Source organism: Flavobacterium sp. (assembly GCF_044369455.1).
Lineage (GTDB): Bacteria > Bacteroidota > Bacteroidia > Flavobacteriales > Flavobacteriaceae > Flavobacterium.
Genome location: NZ_JBIPLW010000084.1, coordinates 1 through 6,851, shown reverse-complemented (window position 1 = coordinate 6,851; position 6,851 = coordinate 1). Strand labels below are relative to the sequence as shown.

At 64.5% G+C, this 6,851-nt stretch carries 5 protein-coding genes; 3 read left to right on the top strand and 2 right to left on the bottom strand.

Going from position 1 to position 6,851, the window contains the following annotated elements:
* Together ACIQ2L_RS14595 and ACIQ2L_RS14590 are read left to right on the top strand one after the other, a co-directional pair.
* A partial coding sequence (locus ACIQ2L_RS14595) for a hypothetical protein (protein ID WP_396160133.1) occupies nucleotides 1–484 on the top strand: 484 nt, incomplete at its 5' end.
* Nucleotides 485–595: 111 nt separating this feature from the next.
* Nucleotides 596–1,273 (top strand): HNH endonuclease family protein, encoded by a 678-nt coding sequence (locus tag ACIQ2L_RS14590; protein ID WP_396160131.1) that lies wholly within the window; start codon nucleotides 596–598, stop codon nucleotides 1,271–1,273.
* A 50-nt stretch (nucleotides 1,274–1,323) separates the two neighbouring features.
* Here ACIQ2L_RS14590 and ACIQ2L_RS14585 read toward each other — a convergent pair whose 3' ends face one another.
* Entirely contained in the window at nucleotides 1,324–1,686 is a 363-nt protein-coding gene (locus ACIQ2L_RS14585) for a hypothetical protein (RefSeq protein WP_396160129.1), read from the bottom strand.
* A gap of 40 nt (nucleotides 1,687–1,726) precedes the next feature.
* A complete protein-coding gene (locus ACIQ2L_RS14580) occupies nucleotides 1,727–2,881 on the bottom strand; it encodes an aspartyl/asparaginyl beta-hydroxylase domain-containing protein (protein ID WP_396160127.1) in 1,155 nt (384 codons plus the stop codon).
* Nucleotides 2,882–3,046: 165 nt separating this feature from the next.
* Between ACIQ2L_RS14580 and ACIQ2L_RS14575 the strand changes: the two genes are divergently transcribed.
* Nucleotides 3,047–5,902 carry a TonB-dependent receptor plug domain-containing protein gene (locus ACIQ2L_RS14575; protein WP_396160125.1) on the top strand — a complete coding sequence of 952 codons (2,856 nt, stop codon included), beginning with the start codon at nucleotides 3,047–3,049 and terminating at the stop codon, nucleotides 5,900–5,902.
* The last annotated feature ends 949 nt before the right edge of the window (nucleotides 5,903–6,851 follow it).

Here is a 6,851-nt window from a genome sequence, read left to right as displayed (position 1 = left end):
CCGCCTCGGCGAAGTGGTCTGGTCGATGGACCCGATGAGCGGTCCCCGCATCCTCGAGGGCAAGGAGCGCGAGGACCTCATCGAACCTTTCGATCCGAAGCACATCATGCGCGACGCCAGCCTGATCGAAGCGGCCACCACCACCGGCCTGTCCGACTCCGAGGGCCGCCCCTGCCACCGCGTCGAGATCGCATGGAAGAGCGGCAAGAAGACCGCCGATTGCTACGGCGTCGAAGACAAGCTGCTGCTGTCCACCGAGTCGACCGCCACCACGCCGATGGGCGAGCTCACGCAGACCTCGCACTTCCACGACTACAAGCCGTTCGGTCAGGTGAAGGCCGCCACGCTGACCCGCATCAAGGGCGGCGGCATGACCCAAATATTCCGCGTCGCGGCCTTGGACGCCACCCCGCCCTCCGCCGACGCCGTGGCCCTGCCGGTCGCCATCCAGACCTTGGTCAACAAGGCCGGGGGATCCAACTGAGCCCGTGTTGACGGGTCGCTGATCGCCGCGCCGGCGTGGTCGGCTGCGGCCTGCCTCTCTCCGGCACCCGGGACTATCTTTGACAGTCGTCGTGACGTGTATCCTTGAGGGATGTCCGCACTTCGACTGTCGAAGGTCCTGGCCGTGCTCGCGCTCCTGGCTGGTTCGTCCCTCTTTGCCTTCCCTCAAAGCGAGGACGCCCTCGCAGGAGAGGCCCGCCTCGCCACCGTCGTCTTGGAGACCTTGCTCGTCAAGGGTCGAGCCCCCAAGACCGGCTATTCCCGGGACGCCTTCGGGCCTGCGTGGGCGGACACCGACTACAACGGCTGCGATACACGCAACGACATGCTGCGGCGTGACTTCGGCGGGGTGACCGTAGAGCGCGGGACGCAAGGCTGTGTCGTGCTCGAGGGTCTACTGGTGGACCCTTATTCGGGGGAGGAGATCCCCTTCATCAAGGGCGAATCGAGTGACCGCATCCATATCGATCATGTCGTCTCGCTGTCGAACGCGTGGCAGACCGGCATGTTCCAGCGCGGGCCGGAGGAGCGCCGGATCTTCGCCAACGATCCGCTGAACCTGTTGGCGGTGCAGGGCTGGCTCAACCAGCAGAAAGGCGATGGCGACGCGGCGACCTGGTTGCCGCCGCGCAAGGCGTACCGTTGCGAATTCGTCGCGCGGCAGATCGCGGTCAAGGCGGCCTACAGCCTATGGCTGACGCTGCCAGAGAAACAGGCGATGCTCGGGGCATTGCGCGGTTGTCCTGAGCAGATATTGCCGACCCGTTGAGGCAGCCTACCCCCGTCTCCGCCGACCTTCGGCAAAGCCGGCGGAGGGGCTCAACCCCCTGAGCATCGGCTGTCAGCGCAGATCAGACCTTGGTTGCGCAGGTCTTCACGAAAAGCGCGCTGTGCTTGTTCGATCGCATCGAGTTCCATCCGGGTGAAGCACTCGTTGTGTTTGATGAGGGTGCCCGCAGGGACTACTTGCCGACAATAGACCACTTTTCCGTTGCGGCTCCGCTTCTTGTAGCCTTCGGGAGGCAAATACTCTTCGGAGTTCGAGGTGTTCGGCGTCGGTCGTGGTTCCTCCACGGCCGCCGGAGCGGCGGTGGCCGGCTCCTTGCGCTCCTGTGCGGCTCCCCACGAAGCTGACCACAAGAGTAGGAACGCCGGGAGAATCGTGACCGCTTGCTTGCTCATGGGAGTCCACCTTCTTTGTCCATGCTATCGCGCGACATCGCTACTGTACCGTCTCGCTGGATGACTGCGCCGCGAGATACTCGCTGACGGCCCGACGCTCGGTTGGATCCAACTCAGGTCGCCAGACATCGAACAGCAGGACGATACGGGTCTCGGTGCTGCGGTTCCATGCTTCATGTTCGATCGTATCGTCGAAGACCAGTGTCTTGCCGTACCGCCACTCGCGCTCCTCGGCTCCGACCCGCAGGCTGCACTTTTCGGGCGCCACGATCGGCAGGTGGCAGATCAGTCGGGTGTTCGTCATGCCGTGGTGCGGCGGGATGTGGGCGCCAGGCTCAAGGACCGAGAACAGCACTGAAGGCATGGCGCCGCCCGCCGATGCGAGCGGCACGCTCGACAGCGCCGCCATGGTCCGTGGACATGCCGCAGCGTTCTCCTCGACCACCTTGCCCGACTTGTACAGGAAAAAAGCGGTCCACTTGGTGCTGCCAGCGATGTCCACATCAGCCAACTGCGGTCCGTGGTCCTTTTCCACGTAGGGTTTCAATCGGCTGCGGTCGACCAGGACGGTGAGCGCCTCATCGCGGATGATGTCCGCCGCCGATTCCAGCCCGGTGACCCACGGGAAGGACGAGGTATCGAAGAATTCGATGGCGGCCAGCCCAGGGTAGTAGTACTGGATAGGTCGTTGGGCATAGACCCGACGCTGCCCACGCTGGATCGACAGCGATTGCAGGAACCGCGGAGGAGCGTGGGGCAGCACTCCTGTTGCGGAAAGACGGTCGTCGACGAAACGGGCCACGTCAGCGGCATGCTCCCGGATGATCGCCGCAGCGCGGTCGAGGTCACGGACCAATACCGGGGCCGGTCCAGGGGGAAGCGGAACCTTCAATGCGGTCGAGTACAGGGCGAGCGCTTCGGCTTTGTGTCCCAGGGCATGTAGGCTGTCGGCCTTGACCAGCATCGCCGCCGCGTTGGCGGGTTCATCGACCAGCACCGCTTCCGCCGCTGCCGTCGCCGCATCAAGATCCCCGGAATCGCGGGCAGTGTAGGCCAAGCCGAGGTGGATATAGGCATGATGCCAGCCGGCAGCGTGGAGCGCCTCCAGGCGCGCCCGTGCAGACCGAACATCCCCTGACGCCCATAGTCGGAAGGCTTCATCGATCTGATTCCAGACGGATTGAGTAGGTCTCATGTTGTTTTTTTACAAAAGTGAACCGTGAGGCCCGATTATGGGTAATATAACTGCGTCAATACACATTTTTCATGTTGGATCGTTGATGGATTGGGGCGTAAACAACGCGTCTCCCCGGTTCATGTCCTCGTCACAACAAGTTCATTCACGTCAGGAGTCGAACGAATGACCAATCGGAAAATTGCGGAGGCTACACGGACGATTTTGGCTGCCGCCGGCGCCGTTAGTATCGCACTGTCGGGCGCTCCCGGCATGGCGCAGGACCTCGAAGAGGTCGTCGTCACGGGTACGCGTATCGCCAACCCCAACCTCACCTCGGCCAGCCAGGTGTTGGCGGTGGACTCCGCCGAAATCGCGCTCAAGCAGATCGCTTCCGCTGAAGCGCTGCTCCGTGACCTCCCGGGCGTCGTCCCGTCGATCGGTCCGGGCGTGAACAACGGCAATAATGGTGCCCAGACCGTCAACTTGCGCGGCCTCGGTTCGGGCCGCAACGTGGTGTTGCTGGACTCGCGCCGCATCGTGCCGTTCGGCCTCGGCGGCGTCGCCGACACCTCGAACATCCCCATCGGCCTGATCGAGCGCGTGGACATCGTGACCGGCGGCGCCTCTTCGGTGTACGGCGCCGACGCGATCGCGGGCGTCACGAACTTCATCACCAAGCGCAATTTCGAAGGCGTGCAGATCGACGCCGGCTACCGTCAGACCGAAGAGAACGACGGTGAGGTCCTCCGCGCCAACCTGCTGATCGGCGGCAACTTCGCCGATGGACGCGGCAATGCGGTGGTGGGCCTCGGTTACCAGGACAGCAAGCCTGTCCTGCAGGGCAACCGTCCCTTCGGCCTCTTTGCGCGTTCATCGGTCACCGGCGGCGCCGGCGGCTCGAGCGCCGCGGCGCCGGTCGTGGTGGCGGGCGGCACGCTCGGTACGAGACAGCTCGATCAGGCTGGTACGTCGCTGGTGCCCTTTTACGCGCCGTACAACTTCAACCCGCTGAACATCTACCAGACGCCGGTCGAGAAGTTCAACATCTACGGCCAAGCGAACTTCCAGATCAACGACAGCATCGAGGCTTACGGTCAGGCCTGGTCGACCAAGTCCCGGATCGTGTCGCAGATCGCAGAGTCGGCGACCTTCTTCAACACCTACCGTCTGCCGATCAGCAACCCGTTCCTGCCGGTCGCGGTGCGCAACCAGATCTGTGCGGGCTACGGCATCTCGCAGGCCGCATGCGACGCGGCGGCGGCCACCACCAACGCGAGCTCGGCCGACTACCGCGAAGTCAGCATCGGCCTGCGCCGTCGCTTCGTCGAGTGGGGCCCGCGAACCTCTACGTTCGAGAACGAGGCTTTCCAGATCGTGGGCGGCCTGCGCGGCGAGCTGCCGGCGGACTGGAGCTGGGACCTGAGCGCCCAGTACGGCGAGTCGGGTCAGGTCTCCACCATCGGCAAGTACGGCCTGTTCTCGCGCGTGCAGCAGGCGCTGCGCGCGACCAACACTACCACCTGCACGGTCACCACCGGCGGCTGCGTGCCGATCAACCTGTTCGGAACGCCGGGCAGCATGACGCAGGCGATGTTCAACTTCATCGACGCGACGTCGAGCACCCGTACCGATACCTCGCTGGCGGCCGTTAACCTGACCTTCACGGGTGACTTCGGCGACCTCAAGCTGCCGACCGCGGATGAGCGCATCAGCAGCGCGATCGGCGCGGAGTACCGCGAGTACAACGCGAGCTCTGCGGGCGACTTCCTCGGTTCGCAGCCGGGTGAGCTGCTGGGCGCCGGCGGTGCGGATCCGGCGGTCCGTGGCAAGTACGACGTGAGCGAACTCTTCGCTGAGTTCCTCGTGCCGTTGGTCACCGACGCGCCGTTCATCAAGGCTTTGACCTTGGAAGCCGGTCTCCGTTATTCCGACTACTCCACGGTGGGCGAGAGCACCACCTGGAAGGTCGGCGGTACTTGGGAGGTCAACGACAGCTTCCGGTTCCGCAGCGTGTTCCAGAGCGCGGTCCGCGCCCCGAACATCGGCGAGTTGTTCTTCCCGGTCCAGACCGGGCTGGCCAACCGCTCGTCGGATCCTTGCCAGGGCGCGGCTCCGACCACCAACTCGGCGCTGCGGGCGATCTGTATCGCCCAGGGCGCTCCGGCGGGTTCGATCGGCTTCATCACCGCTCCGGCAGCCGGTCAGATCAACACCACGAGCGGCGGGAACCGTGACCTCGACACCGAGGAAGCGGAGACCCTAACCGTCGGCTTCGTGTGGTCGCCGATCGACAACCTGACGCTGTCCCTCGACTACTTCAAGATCGACTTGGACGGCGCCATCTCGGCACCGGCCATCGATGACGTGGTCAACGGCTGCTTCGCGTCGTCGTTCAATCCGAATCTCGAGTTCAATGCCGCCTGTTCGAACATCCGCCGCAACACGGTGGACGGCTCGCTCAACGGTTCGCCTGCCGATGTCCTCGGCGTCGTGGTCGCCTCGACCAACCAAGGCGTGATCGAGACCTCGGGTCTCGACTTCGGTGCGGGATATGGTTGGGACTTCGGCGACATGGGCCGCCTGAACTGGAACCTGAACGCTACCTACACGTTCGAGAACAAGTTCCAGGCCACTCCGGTGTCGGTCAACCGCGATTGCTTGGGTTACTACTCGATCAATTGCGGCAACCTTCAGCCCGAGCTGATCGCCAATCAGCGGTTCACGTGGGCCTACAAGGCCTTCGACGTCTCGCTGCGTCATCGCTACCTGTCGAGCACCTCGATCGAGCCGGCGCTGCGTGGAACCTACCTCCCTGCCTATCAGGACATCGAAGCGTTCAACTACTTCGACCTGTCCGGACGTTGGCAGGCGACCGAGCAGCTCAGCGTGATTCTTACCATCGACAACGTGACGGACGAGGCGCCGCCGGAAGTCGGCAACGATATCGGCCCCACGGCGTGGAACAGCGGCAACACCTACCCGACGGTGTACGATGCTTTGGGTCGTACCTACTCGTTGGGTGTGACGCTCAAGTTCTGATCGAACGTGACAGGGTGGGGGAGCCGTCACGGACGGCTCTCCCACCCTAGCCACCTCAAGACCCAGCGGGCCCCCGGGCCCGTTTTTTTTGAGGTCACTCTCCGGTGAAGTCGGGTGGTCGGCCTCGCAGGGTCGGTCATCGGGCCGTGAGACGACGTGGCAGCGGGTTCGCCGATGAGTAGGCGCATCCCTCGCGATCAAGCCCTCAGCCGATGATCATCCGCGATGCTGCGTACCCTGTGCGGCCCATCTGCACTCTCGGAGCTCGCCGGTATGTTCGCGGAGTGTCCGAGTGGCTTGTCGCCACGACCTGTGTCGACGCCCTCTTCAAACCGGTTGAGCCCACGTGCGGTGCGTGGAGCGGCTCGACCGGATGTCGACCGTTCCTAGACGCCGACGCGTGGGCCACATCGACGTGTGTTTGCGCGATCCGCCTGCGGCGGGCACGGCGACCTTCCCAACCAAGATCGACGCGTGGCTGGTGCTGATCATCGTCATCGGCTTCCTCGTCGCGTTCGCCGGTGCGGTCGCGGCGTGGCGGACCGCGATAAGCCCGAGGCGAAGTTCGCGTGGTGGGCGGCCGTATGGTCACGGGCGCCGGTCGCGATCACGGGCGCACCTTCCCGATATGCCCTCGATACGGATGGCTTCGTGGTTCCCTCCCGCCTCGTCCCTTGGTGCCTCCCGTACGCGGTGGTGAAGGAGATCGCGCCGAGTCGCGACATCGTTTCACCGGGTGACCCTCGCGATGGCGGTGGTCGGTATATGTCCGTCTCGCCGTGCGAACGCGCGACGTTCGTCACAGATATCGGGCGACCCGCGCTGGCGTTGCAGTTCCCTGGGGGGGGCGGACGTCCCCCGGGGCGTTAGACCCGCGAGCGCGCGCCCATCCCGCTCGCCAACTTGCGCTGGTACACGAGCCCGCTGCCGTACAGCGCGACACCGAGCA